At 65.3% G+C, this 18,897-nt stretch carries 14 protein-coding genes and 4 tRNA genes; 3 read left to right on the forward strand and 15 right to left on the reverse strand.

What is annotated here, in order from left to right; translation table 11 throughout:
• The first annotated feature begins 110 nt into the window (after positions 1-110).
• A complete protein-coding gene (locus HNP49_RS10445) occupies positions 111-3,749 on the forward strand; it encodes a PAS domain S-box protein (RefSeq protein WP_184683008.1) in 3,639 nt (1,212 codons plus the stop codon).
• Here the strand turns inward: HNP49_RS10445 and HNP49_RS10450 are convergent, their stop codons facing one another.
• Positions 3,750-4,658 (reverse strand): pseudouridine synthase, encoded by a 909-nt coding sequence (locus HNP49_RS10450; RefSeq protein WP_184683010.1) that lies wholly within the window; start codon positions 4,656-4,658, stop codon positions 3,750-3,752.
• 69 nt (positions 4,659-4,727) lie between these two features.
• On the opposite strand from HNP49_RS10450, the gene glk reads away from it, so the two are divergent.
• Together glk and HNP49_RS10460 are read left to right on the forward strand one after the other, a co-directional pair.
• Entirely contained in the window at positions 4,728-5,696 is a 969-nt protein-coding gene (gene glk / locus HNP49_RS10455; protein ID WP_184683012.1) for a glucokinase, read from the forward strand.
• 3 nt (positions 5,697-5,699) lie between these two features.
• The gene (locus HNP49_RS10460) at positions 5,700-7,457 is read left to right on the forward strand and encodes an ABC transporter ATP-binding protein/permease (protein ID WP_184683014.1); all 1,758 of its coding nucleotides are present in this window, start codon (positions 5,700-5,702) and stop codon (positions 7,455-7,457) included.
• Between the two features lie 14 nt (positions 7,458-7,471).
• On the opposite strand, the gene HNP49_RS10465 is transcribed toward HNP49_RS10460, so the two are convergent.
• The 14 genes from HNP49_RS10465 to gltX all read right to left on the reverse strand — a co-directional run bounded on the left by HNP49_RS10465 (position 7,472) and on the right by gltX (position 18,875).
• Positions 7,472-8,578 carry a glycoside hydrolase family 5 protein gene (locus HNP49_RS10465; protein ID WP_184683016.1) on the reverse strand — a complete coding sequence of 369 codons (1,107 nt, stop codon included), beginning with the start codon at positions 8,576-8,578 and terminating at the stop codon, positions 7,472-7,474.
• A gap of 199 nt (positions 8,579-8,777) precedes the next feature.
• Positions 8,778-10,091 carry an FAD-binding oxidoreductase gene (locus HNP49_RS10470; protein WP_184683018.1) on the reverse strand — a complete coding sequence of 438 codons (1,314 nt, stop codon included), beginning with the start codon at positions 10,089-10,091 and terminating at the stop codon, positions 8,778-8,780.
• A gap of 370 nt (positions 10,092-10,461) precedes the next feature.
• The gene (locus tag HNP49_RS10475; protein ID WP_184683020.1) at positions 10,462-11,415 is read right to left on the reverse strand and encodes a tRNA-dihydrouridine synthase; all 954 of its coding nucleotides are present in this window, start codon (positions 11,413-11,415) and stop codon (positions 10,462-10,464) included.
• A gap of 63 nt (positions 11,416-11,478) precedes the next feature.
• Entirely contained in the window at positions 11,479-11,928 is a 450-nt protein-coding gene (locus HNP49_RS10480; protein ID WP_184683022.1) for a thioesterase family protein, read from the reverse strand.
• Positions 11,925-12,575: a bifunctional 4-hydroxy-2-oxoglutarate aldolase/2-dehydro-3-deoxy-phosphogluconate aldolase gene (locus HNP49_RS10485; RefSeq protein WP_184683025.1), complete on the reverse strand. Its 651-nt coding sequence runs from the start codon at positions 12,573-12,575 to the stop codon at positions 11,925-11,927. Before HNP49_RS10485 ends, HNP49_RS10480 begins: the two co-directional genes overlap by 4 nt.
• The gene (gene edd, locus HNP49_RS10490) at positions 12,575-14,386 is read right to left on the reverse strand and encodes a phosphogluconate dehydratase (protein WP_221445204.1); all 1,812 of its coding nucleotides are present in this window, start codon (positions 14,384-14,386) and stop codon (positions 12,575-12,577) included. The genes HNP49_RS10485 and edd overlap by 1 nt, the downstream gene beginning before the upstream one ends.
• Before the next feature lie 104 nt (positions 14,387-14,490).
• On the reverse strand, positions 14,491-15,144 hold the full coding sequence (locus tag HNP49_RS10495) for a 6-phosphogluconolactonase (protein ID WP_184683030.1): 654 nt from the start codon (positions 15,142-15,144) through the stop codon (positions 14,491-14,493).
• A gap of 39 nt (positions 15,145-15,183) precedes the next feature.
• The gene (locus tag HNP49_RS10500; protein WP_184683032.1) at positions 15,184-16,020 is read right to left on the reverse strand and encodes an alpha/beta fold hydrolase; all 837 of its coding nucleotides are present in this window, start codon (positions 16,018-16,020) and stop codon (positions 15,184-15,186) included.
• A 61-nt stretch (positions 16,021-16,081) separates the two neighbouring features.
• On the reverse strand, positions 16,082-16,621 hold the full coding sequence (locus tag HNP49_RS10505; RefSeq protein WP_184683034.1) for a TetR/AcrR family transcriptional regulator: 540 nt from the start codon (positions 16,619-16,621) through the stop codon (positions 16,082-16,084).
• A gap of 159 nt (positions 16,622-16,780) precedes the next feature.
• Positions 16,781-16,856 (reverse strand) — tRNA-Glu (locus HNP49_RS10510).
• Positions 16,857-16,904: 48 nt separating this feature from the next.
• Positions 16,905-16,980 (reverse strand) — tRNA-Ala (locus HNP49_RS10515).
• An 85-nt stretch (positions 16,981-17,065) separates the two neighbouring features.
• Positions 17,066-17,141: transfer RNA gene (locus HNP49_RS10520), tRNA-Glu, on the reverse strand.
• Between the two features lie 41 nt (positions 17,142-17,182).
• Positions 17,183-17,258: transfer RNA gene (locus HNP49_RS10525), tRNA-Ala, on the reverse strand.
• 135 nt (positions 17,259-17,393) lie between these two features.
• Positions 17,394-18,875: a glutamate--tRNA ligase gene (gene gltX / locus HNP49_RS10530; RefSeq protein WP_184683036.1), complete on the reverse strand. Its 1,482-nt coding sequence runs from the start codon at positions 18,873-18,875 to the stop codon at positions 17,394-17,396.
• Between the last annotated feature and the right edge of the window lie 22 nt (positions 18,876-18,897).

The following is an 18,897-nucleotide window of genomic DNA, read 5'->3' on the forward strand; positions in this document are numbered from 1 at the left end:
GTTGCTTGCAGGCAAACCGGCAACGGGGCTAGTGTGACCGGACAATAACGATCAGCACCCTTGTCCGAGCACGGACCAGTACGTGCCGACATGTAGTGGAACTGCTGCCTATGGCTGAAGCCTCACCCATCGCGCCTGCCGACCTGCACGCCCACCTGAGCCAGCTCAGTGCGGCGCTGGATGCCGCGCAACTGGGCACCTGGTTCTGGGACCCGCAAGCCGACCTACTCAATCTCTCGCCCGGCTGTATGCGCCTGCTCGGCCGCAGCCCGCAGCAGCCCTTGCGCCAACTCAGCGACTACATCGAACTGATAGTAGAGGAAGATCGTCCCAGTCTGATTGCCAGCCTTGCCGGTATCGATCAGCAACCCGGCCGCGAACTGGCCCTCAAGCACCGTGTGCAACTGGCCGACGGAACCCAGCGCTGGCTGGAGCTCAGCGGCCAACTGCTGATCCAGGCCGACGGCAGGCCCAGCCTGCTCGGCGTGCTGCGCGACATCAGCCAGCTGCAGCAGCGCGAAGCCGAACAGGCGGCCACCCAGGCGCGCTACAGCGCCCTGTTCCAGCTCAACCCCGGCCCCATGACGCTACTGCGCTACAGCGATGGCTGCATCGTCGATGTCAACGACCAGTTTTGCGAAGTCTTCGGCTGGTCGCGGCAGGACTGCCTGGGTCACACGGCGATGGAGCTGGAGCTGTGGGTCGACACCCAACAACGCGACGAACTGCGCCGCCGCAGCCGTCATCTCGACAAGCCTGTCACCCTGTTCGCCCACTTCCGCCGTCGCGACGGTCAGCAGCTGTGCGGCACCCTGTCGGCCCGCAGCATCGTGATCGATGGCGAACCCTGCCTGCTCTGCGCCTTTCTGGACGAGAGCCATCGCGTGGCCGCCGAGCATGCCCTGCGCACCAGCGAGGAAAAGTTCGCCAAGACCTTCCTCACCACGCCCGACACGGTCGTCATCACCGACCGCGCCAACGGCCGCTTCATTGCCGTCAACCCCTCATTCGAGCGGCAGTTCGGCTGGAGCGCCGCCGAGGCGATCGGCAAAACCTCGCTGGAACTCGGTATCTGGCGTGACCCTCAGGACCGCCAGCGCATGATCGATGCACTGGACGCCGATGGACGCCTGGAACACCTGGAAGCCGAGCTGTGCCACCGCAACGGCTCGACCAGCACCAACCTGTTGTATGGCGCCGAGTGCGAAATCGATGGCCGCACCTGCCTGGCCCTGACCCTGCGCGACATCACCCTGCAGCGCCGCCAGGAACAGGCGCTGCGTAACAGCGAGCAACGCCTCAAGCTGGCCCTGGACTCGGCACAACTGGGCACCTGGGACTGGGATCTCAAGAACCTGCAGTTTTTTGCCTCGGCACGCTGCAGCGCCCTGCACGGTCTGCCCGACGAACCCTTCCATGCCGACTACCGACAGTTCTTCGTCCACCTCGAACGCGACGACCAGGACTACCTGCGCGTGCAGCTCGACGAGATGAAACGCCAGCCAGGCCAGGCTCGCCAGTTGCATTACCGGGTGCGACGCCCGCAGGGTGGACACCTGCACCTGGAAAGTACCGCTACCCTTTACCTGGACGATCAGGGTGAGCCACGACGCATCACCGGGGTGGTCGCCGACGTCACCGAACGGACCCAGCGCGAGCGGCAGGTTGCCGCCTCCGAGGAAAAATTCGTCACCCTGTTCAACTCCAGCCCCGATCCGATCTGCGTGTCGCGCATCCGTGACGGCCAGTTCATCGACCTCAACCCGAGTTTCACCCAGATCTTCGGCTGGAGCCTCGACGATCTGCGCGGCCGCGACGCCGGCAGCGTGCCCTTCTGGGCCCTGGCCAGCGAACGCCAGCGCCTGTTCGAGAAGCTCAAGACCCAGCAGGGCCTGGACAACGAGTTGGCGCAGTACAACACCAAGGATGGCGATCTCTTGACCTGCCAGGTGTCCAGCCGCTTCATCCGCGTCGACCGCCAGCTGTGCATCGTCTCGACCTTCCGCGACGTGACCGACCGCGAAAGCGCCGAACGCCTGCTCAAGTACAGCGAGGAGAAATTCGCCAAGGCCTTCCATGCCTCGCCCGATGCCATCAGCATCAGCGAGCGCAGCACCGGCCGCTTCCTCGAGGTCAATGGTGGATTCTGTCGTCTCACCGGCTACCAGCCCGAGGAAGTGCTCGGGCGCACCTCGCTGGAACTCAACACCTGGGCCGATGCCGGCCAGCGCCAACGGCTGATCGAACAGCTGCAGCGCGAAGGTCATGTGCACAACCTCGAGCTGCAGGCGCTGACCCGTGACGGCCGGATCATGACTGTTGAAGTCTCGGCCGAGCCGATCAGCATTGCCGGTAGCGACTGCCTGCTGCTGATCGCCCGCGACGTCACCGCCTTCAAACAGGCCCAGGCGCAGATCCAGCACCTGGCCTACCACGACCCACTGACCAACCTGCCCAACCGCACGCTGCTGCTCGACCGCCTGACCCAGCAGATCGCCCTGCTCAAGCGCCATCATCTGCGTGGCGCCCTGCTCTACCTGGACCTCGACCACTTCAAGCACATCAACGACTCACTCGGCCACCCGGTCGGCGACTCGGTGCTGAAGATGGTCACCGCGCGCCTGGAATCCTGCGTGCGCATGGAGGACACCGTGGCGCGCCTGGGTGGTGACGAGTTCGTCGTCCTGATCAGTGGCCTGGAAGGCAAGCGCACCGAAGCCACCCGCGAGGCGCGCAACGTCGCCGACAAGCTGCGCACCCTGCTGGCCGAGCCGATGCTGATCGAAGGCCATCGCCTGCAGATCACCCCGAGCATCGGCATCGCCATGCTGCCCGACCACGGCGACAACCCGGCCGACCTGCTCAAGCGTGCCGACATTGCCCTGTACCGGGCCAAGGACTCCGGGCGCAACACCGTGCAGGTGTTCCAGAGAACCATGCAGACCGTGGCCAGCGAACGCCTGCGCCTGGAAAGCGACCTGCGCCTGGCTCTGCCTCGCAACGAATTTTTCCTGCATTTCCAGCCCCAGGTCGACAGCCAGTCACGACGCATGGTCGGGGCCGAAGTACTGCTGCGCTGGCAGCACCCCACACTGGGCCAGCAGTCGCCGGCGCTGTTCATCCAGATTCTCGAAGAGAGCGGCCTGATTCTCGAGGTCGGCAGCTGGGTGCTGCGCCAGGCCTGCCAGCAGACCCAGCAGTTGCTGGAGCAGGGCCTGGTGCAGCGCGAGGATTTCAGCATCAGCGTCAACATCAGCCCGCGGCAGTTCCGCCAGGCCGATTTCGTCGAGCAGGTGATGGACTGCCTGGAAAGCTCGCGCCTGCCGACCAGCATGCTCAAGCTGGAAATCACCGAAGGCATCGTGATCCAGAACCTCGACGACACCATCGCCAAGATGAATCGCCTGAAGAAACTCGGCGTCAGCTTCGCCATGGACGACTTCGGCACCGGCTACAGCTCGCTGACCTACCTCAAGCGCCTGCCAGTGGATGTGCTGAAGATCGACCAGTCGTTCGTGCGCGACTCCTGCATCGACCAGAACGATGCCGAGATCATCCGCGCCATCGTCGCCATGGCCCAGAGCCTGGGCCTGGCCCTGGTCGCCGAGGGTGTGGAAACGCCGCAACAGCTGGCGCTGCTGGAAGCTCAGGGCTGTCATGTGTGCCAGGGCTATCTGTTCAGCAAGCCAGTGCCGCTGCAGGAGTTCTGCCAGCTGCTGCAGCCGGCCTGCGAACGGATCGGCGCCTGATCAGGACAGCTGGCGGCGGCTGACGAACTCGCGCGGCACACCACTCAGGGGGTCGCTAAAACTCAGGCGGCGAGCCAGCAATTGCAACGGCCGGCTGAAATCATCGACTACCTCGGCCTGGACTTCTGGATACCAGGGATCATTGAGCAGCGGCGCCCCGAGTGCCGCCATCTGCACCCGCAACTGATGTTTGCGACCGCTGTGCGGGTAGAGTGCATAGCGCCAATAATCGGCGCGCCGCTCCAGCACCTCGATACGCGTCTGGCTGTTGGCCGGGCCGTCGGCGATGCGGGTCAGGAAGAAAGGCTCGCCACGCTCCAGGCAATGCTCGGCCAGGTACGGGAACTGCAACTGCTCCAGTGCCGGCGCCAGCGCCTCGTAGGTCTTGTCGATGCGCCGCTGGCGAAACAGCGCCTGGTAGGCATCGCGACTGGACGGCTGGCAGGAGAACATCAGCAGCCCGGCGGTCAGTCGGTCCAGGCGATGCAGCGGCACCAGTTGCGGATTGCCCAGCAATCGCTGCAGGCGGGTCAGCGCAGTCTGCTCGACCCACTGCCCGACCGGCGCGCAGGCCAGGAAATGCGGCTTGTCGACCACCAGCAGGTGCTCGTCCTGATGGAGAATCTCCAGCTCGAAGGGAATCTGCGGCTCGTCCACCACCTCACGGAAGTACTGCACACCCAAACCTTCGCGGTAGGCACTGAGTTCGTTCAGCGGCTGGCCGGCGAGATCCTGCACCAGCCCGCGCTGCATGCGCGAGCGCCAGATATCCTCGGCAATCGCAGGGAAACGCGCGCACAGGCATTCCAGCACGGTATGCCAGGGGCCACGCGGCAGGTGCAGACGGCTGGCGGCAGGCAGCGGTTTGGACAACGGACGACATCCCGGACAAGAGCTAAGGACACGCATTAGGCCGTGGCCGCCGGCACAGATCAAGGCAAAGCCGGGCGCTTCGGGTTAGTCTTGCGCAATAGGTGAATGAGCGAGGCACGGATGATCATTCTGGCGGCAGACATCGGGGGTACCCAGGCGCGGCTGCTGCTGGCCGAAGCTCAGGGCAGCCAGTGGCAGCCTGTTCGCCAGGCCGTACTGCCCAGCCAGGCGTTCGCCAGCCTGGAAGAGTTGCTGACGCAGTTCCTCGAACCTGGCGAACAGCCACACAGCGCCTGCCTGGCCCTTGCCGGCCCGATCCACCAACAGCAGGTGCAACTGACCAACCTGCCCTGGCAGGTAGATGCCGGCGAACTCAGCCGCCAGCTGCATATCCCGCGCCTGCAACTGCTCAATGACTTCGCCGCCCAGGCCCATGGCCTGCCCCTGCTGCCGGACACCGCACTCTGCACCTTGCAACAGGGCACCAGCCACCACGGTACACGCGCCCTGCTCGGCGCCGGCACCGGCCTGGGCATGGCCCTGCTGGCCGGCAGCGCCGAGCAGCCGCAGGTAATGGCCAGCCAGGGTGGGCATGCCGATTTCGCCCCGGCCGATGAACAACAGATCGAACTGTTGCAGTTCCTGCGCCGCCACTACCCGCGCGTGAGCCTGGAGCTGCTGCTCTGCGGTCGCGGCCTGAGCCGCCTGTATGCCTTCTTCACCGCACAAGCTGCCGACCATCCTGAGCTGCCCGACGCCCGCCAGATCAGCCAACTAGCCGAACTAGGCGATGCCCCCGCGCAACAGAGCTTGCAGCTGTTCGCCCGCCTGCTCGGCAGCGCCGCCGGCAACTTGGCGCTGACCAGCCTGGCCGAAGGCGGCGTGTACCTCTGCGGCGGTATCGCACCGAAGATCCTGCCCTATCTGCAACAACCTGTCGTGCTGCAGGCCTTTGTCGACAAGCCGCCGATGCACGAACTGCTGACCGGCATTGGCCTGCATGTGGTGCTGGACGAACTGCTCGGCCTGCGCGGCGCCGTTCAGGTCGCCCTGCAACTGGCGCGGCGGCACTAGCCCATGCAGCCCAGCAGCCGCCCCCCCCGCAAACGCTGGCGCTTTCTGCGCCTGGCCGCGCCCTACTGGCGCAGCGAGCGCAAGTGGACCATCCGCGGCGCCGTGGCCCTGCTGCTGGCACTGACCCTCGGCCAGGTAGGTCTGGTGATCTGGACCAGCTACTGGCAGCGCGAACTGTTCGACGCCCTCGAAGACCGCTCACTGCAGGCACTGCTGGTGCAGATCGCCACCTTCGCCGTGATCTTCCTGCTGACCATGCTGGTCACCGCCCTGCACCTGCATGTCAAACGCTGGCTGCAGCTGGACTGGCGCCGCTGGCTGACCGAGCGCCTGCTCGACCAGTGGCTCAGCCGCGGCCATCACTACCAGTTGCTGTTCAAGGAAGGCGAGCACGACAACCCGGACGGGCGCATCGCCGAGGACATCCGTATCGTCACCGACTCGGCCATCGGCCTGGCCCACTCGCTGATCTATTCGCTGCTGATCCTTGGCAGCTTCATCGACATTCTCTACGGCCTGTCCGGCAGCCTGCTGATTCCCGGCACCAGCATCGCCGTGCCCGGTTACCTGGTGATCCTCGCCTTCCTCTACGCCGGCGGCGGCACCCTGCTTGGCCTGCTCCTCGGCCGCCCGCTGATCAAGGCCACCAACCGCCTGCAGACTGTCGAGGCCAACCTGCGCTTCGGCCTGGCGCGAGCCCGCGAACACTCCGAATCGATCGCCCTGATGCACGGAGAACCGGTGGAGCGGCGGCATGCCGAGCGCCTGTTCGCCGATGTCGGCCGCGGCTGGAACCGCCAGACCCTCGGCTACCTGGGCATCGTCTCGTTCTCGGCCGGCTATGGCGCGCTGCTGCCGGTGTTCCCGATTCTGGTCGCCGCGCCGCAGTACATCGCCGGGCTCATGAGCCTGGGCATCCTGATGCAGGCGGCCATGGCCTTCCAGCGACTGACCTCGGCCCTGTCCTGGCCGGTGGACAACCTGGGCGAACTGGCCAAGTGCCGCGCCTCGGCAGACCGTGTGGTGAGCCTGTACCAGGACATGCTCGACCTGGAGCAGCAGGCGCGCGAGCCGATGGAGCACCGCATCGAGCTGCGCCATGGCGACTCCGCCCACCTGAGCCTGAATGACCTGAGCCTGGCCAACCCGGATGGCGAAGTGCTGCTGGAGCACCTCAATCTGCGCGTGCGGCGCGGCGAGCGCATCCTGATTGCCGGCGACCCTGCCGTGACCATCGGCCTGTTCAAGGCCGTGGCCGGCCTGTGGCCCTGGGGCAGCGGCGAGATCTGCCTTCCCGCCGAAACACCCTTGGTGTTCCTGCCGCAGCGCCCGTTCCTCCCGGAAGGCCCGCTGCGCTCGGCCCTGAGCTACCCCTATGCGACCAGCCACTTCAGCGACAGCGAACTCAGGCACGCCCTGGAATGCGCCGGCGTCGCCTGGCTCACCGCGCGCCTGGACGACAGCGACAGCTGGGACCGCGTACTGCCCATGCGCGCCCAGCAGCGCCTGGGCATTGCCCGTGTGCTACTGCAACGACCAGCCTGGGTGTTCATGGAGCAGGCCACGGACGCCTCCGACGCCAATGGTGAGGATTGCCTGCTGGATGTCCTGCACCAGGAGTTGCCCAACAGCACGCTGCTGTCGATCAGCTTCCATCCGGGGCTGGAACGTCACTTCAGCCGCAAGCTGGTGCTCAATCGCCTGGCCGAACCACGTTTCCTCAACTGCTCTCAGCCGACCTGCACGCTACGCAAAAGTTGATTGCGCAAGAGCTGTCACGCAAAGCTTGATGGCAACCAGCCACGCTCGACACACTCGCGGAAACACCAGGCGGGCGTGGTCTCGGTCCGGTAGTTCCAGAAGAACCAGCCCTGGTACTTCTCGAAAGTCGCCAGCTGGGCGGCGGCATAGCCGCGGTAGGCCACGTTCTGCTGGAAGTCGTCCATACGTTCCAGCGCATGATTGAACGGCCCCTGTGCCCACAGCGACACCACTTTCAGGTCCAGTCCCAGACTCCACTCACCACAGAAGGTCGGCAGGCCCAGCTCGGTGATGATGGCATCGGCCTCGGTCTTCCACTCGCCGGCCGCCTTGCGCATATGCCCGTAGATATCCATATCGATGTCGCCACGCTCGAAGCACTGGTAACGGTGAATATCGAACAGCACATTGCTGAATGCCGGCGCCTGCATGAAACCCAGGTATTCACGGAAATCCCGGAAACCATCATGGAACACCACCGCCACCTGCTCGGCCGGCGCATGCCGACGAATGCGCTCATAGGCCTGCAGGTAATAGGCCTTCAGGTAGTCGGTGGGCACGTCCCAGCGCGGTTCGTTGAGCGCCTCGACGGCATGCAGGGCCGGATGCCGGCCATAGCGCTCGGCCAGGCGCTCCAGCACCGTCAGCGAGTGTTCCAGGTATTCCGGCCGGGTGTGCCACTCGCAGACATCCTTGATGCCGCCGTTGTCGAAACCGTTCTGGCAACCCGGCGCCGCGTGCAGGTCCAGCACCACCTGCAGACCGAACTCCTGTGCCCAGCTCATGGCATTGTCGAGCACGGCAATGCCGCCTTCGACAAAGGGATGACGGGCCTCGCCATAGCTGGGGTGATAGGGGTAGTCGGGGCCGAAAATCCAGTGTCCCACCGGGATGCGCACGGCGTTGATGCCACGCTCGGCCAGCCAGGCGAAATCCTCGCGGGTGATCCAGCGCTGCCAGTGCGCCCGCAACCGCTCGGCGGCGGCAGGCCCCAGCTCGACGCACCAGGTGGTCTCATCGGTGGCCCCCAGCCCCTCGAACAGGCTCGGCACCATCCACTTTTCCAGCACCAGCCAGCTGCCCAGATTGACCCCGCGCAGCTTGATCGCGGCATTGCCCATTGCATGTCCCTCCCCGTTTTCAGGCATTGCCAGAGCATAGCGCCAGAGCAGTGTGAGGGGTTGATGCAGGACAAACGCACGCCGATCAGCGTCGTCCTCGGCCGTATTCCCCAGGCATAAAAAAACCGATGCCAGACACTGACATCGGTTTTGCTTCACTCATGGTCGGTGGCTACTCAGGCAGCCACCATTACCGGGATCAGCGCAGCTTTTCCATCATCTGGTAGTACCACATGCCGGCCGCCAGCATCGGGTTGCCGAAGATATCGCCCATCGGCACCTTGATGTGCTTGCACGAGGCGAAGGTGTCGAATTTCTCCAGGGTGCCGGTCATGGCATTGGCCATGATCTCGCCCATGATGTGGGTGGTGGCCACGCCATGGCCGGAGTAGCCCTGGCAGTACCAGACGTTGTCCGACAGCTTGCCCAGCTGCGGGATGCGGTTCATCACGATGCCCATAGCGCAGCTCCACTGGAACTCGATGTCCACGCCCTTGAGCGCCGGGAAGGTACGCTCGATGCAGGGTCGCAGCTCGCCGGCGATATCCCGCGAATCACGCCCGGAATAGTTGGCACCACCGCCGAACAGCAGACGGCCGTCGGCGGTCAGGCGGTAGTAGTCGAGCACGAAACGGCAGTCGTACACCGCCAGATCCTGCGGATTGATCTGCTTGGCCAGGTCGCCCAGCGGCTTGGTCGTGACGATGCCGCCCATGGCCGGGAAGATCAGCCCCTTGAGTTTCTTGCGCTCCAGCTTGTGGTAGACATCACCGGCAAGCATCACCTGCTTGGCCTCGACACGGCCCTGAGCGGTGACCACCGCCGGGTTGGCGCCATGGACGATATCCAGCACCTCGGAATGTTCGAAGATCAGCGCGCCCAGGCTCTCGGCGGCCTTCGCCTCGCCGATGCACAGGTTCAGCGGATGCAGGTGCATGTTGCGGGTGTTCTTGATCGCGCCGTAGTACAGGTCGCTTTCCAGGTGCTGACGCACGCCCTGGGCATCGAGCAGGGTGACCTCACTGCCCATGCCACGGCGCACGGCCTCCTCGTAGGAAGCTTCCAGCTCGGCCATGTGCACCGGCTTCATCGCTGCGTGCAGGTGGCCGTGCTTGAGGTCGCACTGGATGCCGTACTTGGCAACCCGGCTCTTGATGATCTCGTGGCCGCGCCAGCGCAGGTGCCAGATGAAATCCTCGACGTCGCTGCCGAGGGTCTTGCTCATCTGCTTGTGCATGGCCCCTTCGCCGGACAGACTGCCGGTGACCTGCCCGCCATTGCGGCCGGTGGCGCCCCAGCCGATCTTGTTGGCTTCGATCACTGCCACCTTGAGGCCGCGCTCAGCCAACTCCACCGCCGTGGCCACGCCGGTGAAACCGCCACCGATAATGGCCACATCGACCTTCACCGTGCCCTGCACCGTCGGGTAATCGGTCTCGTGGTTGAGCGTGGCGGTGTAGTAGGACTTGCAGCGCTCGGGCGCAGGCGTCACGGGCTTGATCGCAGCGTTCATGGGGTTTCCTTGTTATGGGATGCGGCACACAGTGGTGCGGCAGAAGCGATTCGGTCACCCGGCACTGATGACTCGGGACAACCGTTGAGCCAAGCGGCTCGATCAGAAATGGGGCAGCGCTATGAGGGGCAGCCATCCGGTGGACGGGCATGCCGACAATGCCACAGCGCCCAGAAGGCCAGCGGCAAACAGCGCAAGCCATCCATACCTCGGCAACAATGCTTGCCAGCCATCAGAGGCAGCGCACCGAGCAGCGGAGTAAGGGTGAACAGCGCCATGGGCGGACCAGAAATAACCTGACTGAACGCAGGGTCGCACGGCGCTTTGCGTTCAATAAATCAGTATTTCCCGATCTTTGGTTTTACAGATATCAAACAATAACCGGCTGCTGCAGGCGGGCATCCAGACGCTCGCAGTCGTTCTCCCGGCGCAGTTCGGCAAACAGCTGAGCCGCCTCGGGGTAACTACGAGTGAGCATGGCCAGCCACTGCTTGAGCCGGCCCGGCGCATAGCGCGGTGCCAGCTTGCCGCGCGCCTGGCGCCAGAAGTCCTGCAGCAGGGGCCAGAGTTCGGCCCAGGTCATCGCCGTGGTATCGGCACCATCGCGCCAGGCGGCAATCTGCCGGGCCAGATCGGGGCGCGAAACCAGGCCGCGACCCAGCATGATGTCGGCGACGCCGCTGACCTCGCGGCAACGCTGGTAATCGGCCAGGCTCCACACCTCGCCGTTGGCCAGCACCGGTACCCGAACCGTCTCGGCCACCCGCGCCACCCACTCCCAATGGGCCGGTGGCTTGTAGCCGTCGCGCTTGGTCCGCGCATGCACCACCAGTTGCGCTGCCCCGCCGTCGACCAGAGCGCGGGCGCAATCCAGGGCACCGTCCGGTGCGTCATAGCCAAGGCGCATCTTCGCCGTCACCGGTATGGCCGCCGGTACCGCTCGGCGCACCTCGGCGAGAATGCGATACAGCAGTTCCGGCTCATTAAGCAGCACCGCTCCGCCACGCGACTTGTTCACCGTCTTGGCCGGGCAGCCGAAATTCAGGTCGATGACCGGCGCGCCCAGCTCGCAAGCATAGGCGGAGTTGTCGGCCAGGCAGGCCGGATCGGAGCCCAGCAGCTGCACGCGCATCGGCGTGCCGGCACGGGTCTGCGAACCATGCGACAGTTCCGGCGCCAGCTTGTAGAAGGCCGAGGCCGGCAGCAGGCGGTCAGAGACACGAATGAACTCGGTCACGCACCAGTCGATGCCACCGGCACGGGTCAGCACGTCGCGAAGGATTTCGTCGACCAGCCCCTCCATCGGGGCCAAGGCGATTTGCACGGCAACAGTCTCGACAGGCAAACGGGGCGGCGATTCTAGCAGGGCGCGACGGCAAAACCCCGTTTACAGCTCCAACGGATAGCGCTCCAGCAGCGCTCGGCCATAGCCCTCGATGAACTCTGCCGGCATTCGTTTGGGTTTGCCACTGGACAGCTCGATGCAGACGAAGGTGGTCTGCGCGCGCAGCAGCGTCAGATCATCGGCCGGACGTTTGAGCTGGAAGTGCCGGGTCATCTTCAGGCGCTGATCGGACTCGACGATCCAGGTGGCCAGCTGCAGTTGGTCACCCTCGTAGGCGCTGGCCAGGTAATCGATCTCGTGACGCAGCACCGCCATGGCGCGGTCCAGCCGTCGGTACTCGGCCAGGTCCAGGCCCAGGCTCTGTGAATGGCGCCAGGCGCAGCGCTCCAGCCAGCTGACATAGACCGCGTTGTTGGCATGACCCAGGCCATCGATATCCTCGGGCTGCACGACGATGTCGATGACGAACGGATCGGGCAGCGTCCAGCTCACGGGCGACGCTCCAGAGTCGAGACAATGTCGCGGGCCTCGGCGGCCAGTTGAGTGATCTGGTCCCAGGCACGCGCCTTGACCAGATTCTCCGGGGCAATCCAGGTGCCGCCAACACAGGCCACATTGGGCAGGCGCAGGAAGCTCAGCAGGTTGTCCGGGGTGATGCCGCCGGTGGGACAGAAGCGGATGCCGGTGAACGGTCCCTTGAAACTTTTCAGCATTTTCACGCTGGTCGCACCATTGGCCGGGAACAGCTTGAGCGAGCGGTAGCCATATTCCAGGGCCAGCAACACCTCGGACGGCGTCATCACCGCCGGCAGATACGGCAGCCCTGAATCATCGGCCGCCGCGGCGAGGCGTTCGGTGCAACCGGGGCTGACGGCGAACTGGGCACCGGCATCACGGGCCTCGCTAAACTGCTCGGCATGGATGACCGTGCCGGCACCGACCAGCAAGTCCGGCACCGCCTGACGGATCGCCTGCAGGGCATCCAGCGCACCCGGCGTGCGCAGGGTCACCTCCAGCACCTCGATGCCGCCGGCCTTCAGCGCCAGGGCCAGATCGACGGCCAGGCCGACATCCTCGATCACCAGCACCGGCAATACCGGGCGGGCACGCTGCAACACCTGATCCATTGTCAACATCATCACTCTCCTGCGTCGAACCAGCTGGCCCCGCGATCGGCGGGCCCGACTAAACGGCGTTGATTGGCAAACAGCTCCAGGCCGTAACCGGCTGCCTGCGTTTCACTGGCGCTGGCCGGCACCCGCTGTGCCAACTCCGCCTCACTCACCTCCAGATGCAGGGTTCCGGTCGCCGCATCCAGGCTCAGCCAGTCGCCATCCCGCACCCGGGCCAACAGACCACCGCAGGCCGCCTCGGGCGTCAGGTGCAAGGCCGCCGGCACCTGGCCGGACGCACCGGACAGGCGGCCATCGGTGACCAGTGCCACCCGCTGCCCCTGCTGCTGCAGGTTGGCCAGCAAGGGCATGAGCTTGTGCAGCTCGGGCATGCCGTTACCACGTGGTCCTTGGAAGCGCAGTACCAGCACCAGGTCACCGCTGAACTCGCCGGCCGCATAGGCACGCTGCACCGCCGCCTCGCTGTCGAACACCCGAGCCGGTGCCCGCACCTGCCAGGCTGACAGGGGAATCGCCGAGGTCTTGAGCATGGCCCGGCCAAGATTGCCCTGCAGCAGCACCAGGCCGCCCTCGGCGGCAAACGGCGTCGCCAGGGGCTGCAGGATGTCCGGCGCGACGGTTTCAGCCGGCACCTCGCGCCAGCTCAGCCGGCCCTGATCCAGCCAGGCCTCGCGGGCATAATCGGCCAGGCTGTCACCGGCCACGGTGGCCACCTCGCCATGCAGCAGGCCACCCTCAAGCAGCTGGCGAATCAGCCAGGCCGGGCCGCCGGCTGCCTGAAACTGGTTCACATCCGCCGCGCCATTGGGGTAGACCCGCGCCAGCAGCGGCACCACCCGCGACAGCGCGGCAATATCGTCCCAGCTCAGCTCATAACCCGCCGCCTGGGCAATCGCCGGCAGGTGCAGGGTGTGGTTGGTCGAACCGCCACTGGCGAGCAGGCCGACCACGGCGTTGACCAGCACCCGGGCATCGATCTGCACACCCAACGGTAGGGGGCGCTCGCCATGCCGGCTGTTGCGCGCGACCAGACGCGCCGCCTCGGCGGTGATGGCCGGGCGCAACTCGCCATGCGGCGAGACGAAGGCCGACCCTGGCACGTGCAGGCCCATGAACTCCATCAACAACTGGTTGGTATTGGCCGTGCCGTAGAAGGTGCAGGTGCCCTCACCGTGATAGGCCGCCAGTTCAGCCGCCAGCAACTCCTCGCGACTGGCATCGCCGCGCACGAAGCGCTGGCGAACCTCGGCCTTGGCCTTGTTGGGCAGCCCCGAACTCATGGGGCCGGCCGGCACGAACAGGGCCGGCAGATGGCCGAAATGCAGGGCGCCGATCAGAAGCCCCGGCACGATCTTGTCGCACACCCCCAGGTACAGGCCGCCATCGAACACGCCATGGGTGAGGCCGATGGCCGTGGCCTGGGCAATCAGGTCACGGGAGAACAGCGACAGCTGCATACCCGGCTCACCCTGGGTAATGCCATCGCACATGGCGGGCACCCCGGCGGCAAACTGCGCACTGGCGCCGTGTCGGGCCAACGCCTGCTTGAGCTGCTCGGGATAGTCGCGCAGCGGCGCATGGGCTGACAGCAGGTCGTTGTAACTGGAAACGATGGCAATGTGCGCAGAGCCGCCCTGGCGCACGATCAGCCGCGCCGCCTCGGGCTGTGCCGCCAGCGTATGGGCCAGGTTGGAACAGCCCAGGTGCTGCCGTGGATCACGCTGATAAGCCTGCTGCAGACGTTCGAGGTAGGCACTGCGGCGGGACGCCGAGCGCTGCTCGATGGCGGCAGTGACCTGTTCCAGCACGGGATGCAACAGGGAATCCGACATGGGGCACGTCCTTCAGCGGCGAATGCGCTGAGTGTAACGGCTCTGGGACGGGGACGTCAGCCGCGCATCACCCGCTTCGACGTGAGGCCTTACTCGGCCCAATACACCTGCACGACTCCCGACTCCAGCAGCTGACGCACCGGCCAGTCGCCCTGCCCCTTCTGCGCCTGCTCCAGCAGCGCACGCTTGGCGCTGCCGAACACCAGCAGGCCCAGCCAGTCACTGCGCAGCAGCAGGGCCAGATTGGGTGTCAGGCGCAGTCGCGGCTCGCTGGGCGCCTGCGCCGGCAAGGCTGCCGGTTCGGCGGCCCCATCCAGCGCTTCCGCCAGACCCGGCGTACCCGGAAACAGCGAGGCGAAATGACCATCCTCGCCCATTCCCAGCAACACGGCAGTCAAGGGCAGCCATGACTGCAGTTGCCCCCCCCAATGCCGCGCCGCCTGCTCAGGCGTGGAGCCCTGACGTGGGTCGAGCCACTGGGCCTCCGGCAGCCCGGCACTCAGCAGACGCAGGTTGCTGGCCGCATCCCCGGCCGGCACCCAGCGCTCATCGCTGGGGCTGGCACGCACGCGGGACCAGTCCAGCGGCATTGCTGCCAGCAGCGGCAGCAATGCCTGCGGACTGCTGCCGCCCGGTAACAGCAGGCTCGGTTGTTCGCGGGCCTGCAGCTGTTCGGCCAGATCCTCGGCCAACGCCTGCAGGCAGGCCTCGCGGCTGTCGAAGCTCTTCCAGTGCAGAGTCATTTACGCTCCCTGGGGGCGGGGACAAAATCCCACTGTCGATCAGCCGCCGCTGGCCGTCAATCGGGGCCTGGCCGTGCCCAGCTGTGCCAGCACCGCCTCGACCAAGCGCGGGTCGGCCAGCACCTGGCTGTGCCCGCCCTGTTCCAGCTCCAGCAGGCGACTGCCTGGCCAGAACTGGTGGATGCGCCGCGCCTCGCCCGCCGGCACCACCTTGTCGTCGGCGGCATGCACCACCAGCCCCGGCATGGACAGTTGGTAACGACTGACGTCCAGCTCGCTGACCGGCATGCCGGCGCGGCGCTCGACCTGGGCGATGAAGCGCTCGCCAGCGAAAGGCGGCAGCCCGACGAAGCGGCTGAAGCGCTCCAGCATCAGCAGCAGCCGGCTGGGCGCCGACACCGTGATCAGTTGCTCGGCGCGCAGCCCCATCTGCACCGCCAGCATGGCGCTGGCGCCACCCATGGAGTGACCAATCAGCGCGCGCAGCGGCGGCAGCTCGGCGGCAGCCTCGGTCAGCGCGCGAGCGAACTGCACCGGGGTGGCTTCGCGCCCCGGCGAGCGGCCATGGGCCGGACCATCGAGAGCCACCACCGCGAAGCCGGCGTCCAACAGCGCCTCGATCAGCACGGCGAACTGGGTCGGCCGTCCCTCCCAGCCATGCTGCAGCAGCACCGCCGGCCCGCTCCCCCAGCGCAGGGCCGACAGCCCGAAACGCAGGGTGATGCGCTCAGCGCCCTCCTCCCAGGGTCTTTCCCAGGCACGCGGCGCAGGTGTGTGCGGGATGGTGAAGACCCGGCGCATCTGCCGGGCGGCCAGCTCCGGGGCCAGGTGACCGAGCGTGGCGTTCATGCCGCGGACAAGGCTCATACCGTTCATATTGCACCTCCTCGAAACCTTCGTACGGTCTCGCGCACTAGCGCGAATCCAGAGAAGGAATTCAGATGACCGCCGACTTGGCGGCACGCAGTACCCGGTCGGACATTGCCCCCGTGCCTAGCGCACGGGCCAGCAGCAATCCGCCAACCATCAGGGAAAAATCGGCCAGTACCTTGTCGGCGTCCTCCGGCGACGCTGCGAACTCGGCCATCAACAGTTCCAGGTGCGCCTCAAGCGGGGCACGGAAGTCTTCCGGCAGGCGCGCCAGCTCGGCCAGGGTGCTGGGCAGCGGGCAGCCGTCGTCCTCGGCGTCGCGGTGTTTGCGTGATAGATAGAAGGCCGCCATCAGCGCACGCCGCTCAACGGCCGGAAGCTGGGGCTCCAGTTCGCGCAGGCCCTGGCGGCGACGATCCAGCAGGCCTTCGAAGGCCTCCAGCATCAGCGCCTCCTTGCTGGCGAAGTGGGCGTAGAAGCCGCCGACCGTCAGCCCGGCCGCGGCCATCACCTCCCCCACTGCGGGCGCTTGGGCGCCGCGCTTGAGCAGCTGGCGCTCTGCGCTGATCAGAATGCGCTGGCGGGTGCGGGTCTTCTTGTCGTTCATGGCTAGCTCCAGAAGATTACAGCCATAATATTATGCATGTAATATTTTCTGACAAGGCGCGAAATACACGAAAGGACGAATGGCAGGGAAAAAGGCGGGAAAAACAAAAGGGCCATCCCGTGGGATGGCCCTTGAACCCGAAAACCGGGAAATGAAAATTGGCGTCCCCTAGGGGACTCGAACCCCTGTTACCGCCGTGAAAGGGCGGTGTCCTAGGCCACTAGACGAAGGGGACGTAACCTTCGATGAACAAGGCCAGCACACAGCTGACCCTGTCAGTGATTGGTGGAGCTAGACGGGATCGAACCGTCGACCTCTTGCATGCCATGCAAGCGCTCTCCCAGCTGAGCTATAGCCCCGTGAAACAAATAACCCTTGAGCAGGGTGCGAACTTTTCAGATCGCGATTTGCAGTTCCGGCTGGGTGGATTCTGCAAATCTGAAGTGGCGTCCCCTAGGGGACTCGAACCCCTGTTACCGCCGTGAAAGGGCGGTGTCCTAGGCCACTAGACGAAGGGGACGAAACCTTCGTGCAAACCGCTTACGCAGCTTGCTGGAAATTTGGTGGAGCTAGACGGGATCGAACCGTCGACCTCTTGCATGCCATGCAAGCGCTCTCCCAGCTGAGCTATAGCCCCGTCGCTTGGACGGGGCGCATATTAGGGGCGACCCGCCAGGCTGTCAACACTATTTTCGCCGATAGGCTGATTTTTTCTTCAAACAGAACAACCACTTATCGGCGGGCGCCGGGCAGGCCGGCGCCCTTTGCGCGATCAGGCGATCTCGCCTAGGAGTTTCTCCCACTCCTTGGTTTCCTTCTTCGACACACCACCGAGCAGCTCGACGGCCTGACGCAGACGGAAGCGCGACAGATCCGGACCAAGGATTTCCATAGCGTCGAGTACCGATACGGAGCTGGCCTGACCACTGATGGCCGGGAAGATCAGCGGCATCAGGTCACGCAGCTTGAGCTGCTGATGCTCGGCCACCTTCTGGATGATCGCGGTGATGTTGTCCTTGTTCCACTGACGCAGGGTTTCGAGCTTCCACAGGATCAGTTGCAGAACCAGACGTACCTGATCGGGCGACAATTTCTTGTGCTCGAACAGCTTGGCATCCGGGGCCACGCCGCCGCTGAAGAAGAAGCCGGCCAGAGGAGCGATCTGGCTGAAGGTTTCCACGCGCCCCTGCACATGCGGGGCAATCTGCATCAGGTACTGCGGGTTGAACGCCCACTTCTGAACCTCGGCGGCAAAGCGCTCGACCGGCAGTTCGCGCAGCCACTGGCCGTTGAGCCAGGAGAGTTTCTCCAGATCGAAGATCGGCCCGCCGAGGGAAATGCGGTTGAGGTCGAAGTGCTCGATCATCTCGGCCAGCGAGAACTTCTCGCGCTCGTCCGGCATCGACCAGCCCATGCGCCCCAGGTAGTTGAGCATGGCCTCCGGCAGGTAGCCCATGCGCTCGTAGAAGGTGATGCTGGTCGGGTTCTTGCGCTTGGACAGCTTGCTCTTGTCCGGGTTGCGCAGCAGCGGCATGTAGCACAGTGCCGGCTGCTCCCAGCCGAAGTATTCGTACAGCTTGATCAGCTTGGGCGCCGACGGCAGCCATTCCTCGCCGCGCAGCACATGGGTGATGCCCATCAGGTGATCGTCGACCACGTTGGCCAGGAAGTAGGTGGGCAGGCCGTCGGCCTTCATCAGCACCTGCATGTCCATGCGGTCCCACGGAATCTCGACGTTGCCGCGCAGCATGTCCGGCACGCTGCAGATGCCTTCGCTCGGCACCTTCATGCGCACCACATGGGACTCGCCAGCCGCAATCCGGCGCTGCGCTTCGGCCGGGTCCAGATGCATGCAATGGCCGTCGTAACGCGGCGTTTCCTTGTTGGCCATCTGCTGGGCGCGCACTTCATCCAGACGCTCGGCGCTGCAGAAGCACGGGAAGGCATGGCCCTTGCTGACCAGCTCATCCGAGTATTGCTTGTAGATGGCGCCGCGCTCGCTCTGCCGGTAAGGGCCGTGCGGGCCACCGACATCCGGACCCTCGTCCCACTCGATACCCAGCCAGCGCAGGGCATCGAAGATCTGCTGTTCGGATTCGCGGGTGGAACGCACCTGATCGGTATCTTCGATACGCAGGATGAACTGGCCGCCATGCTGACGGGCGAAGCACAGGTTGAACAGGGCGATATAGGCAGTGCCTACGTGCGGGTCACCGGTAGGCGACGGCGCAATGCGGGTACGGACGGTGGTCATGGAGGCTCTCTAATGACGGGCT

The sequence above is a fragment of the Pseudomonas fluvialis genome, from assembly GCF_014207935.1.
Lineage (GTDB): Bacteria > Pseudomonadota > Gammaproteobacteria > Pseudomonadales > Pseudomonadaceae > Aquipseudomonas > Aquipseudomonas fluvialis_A.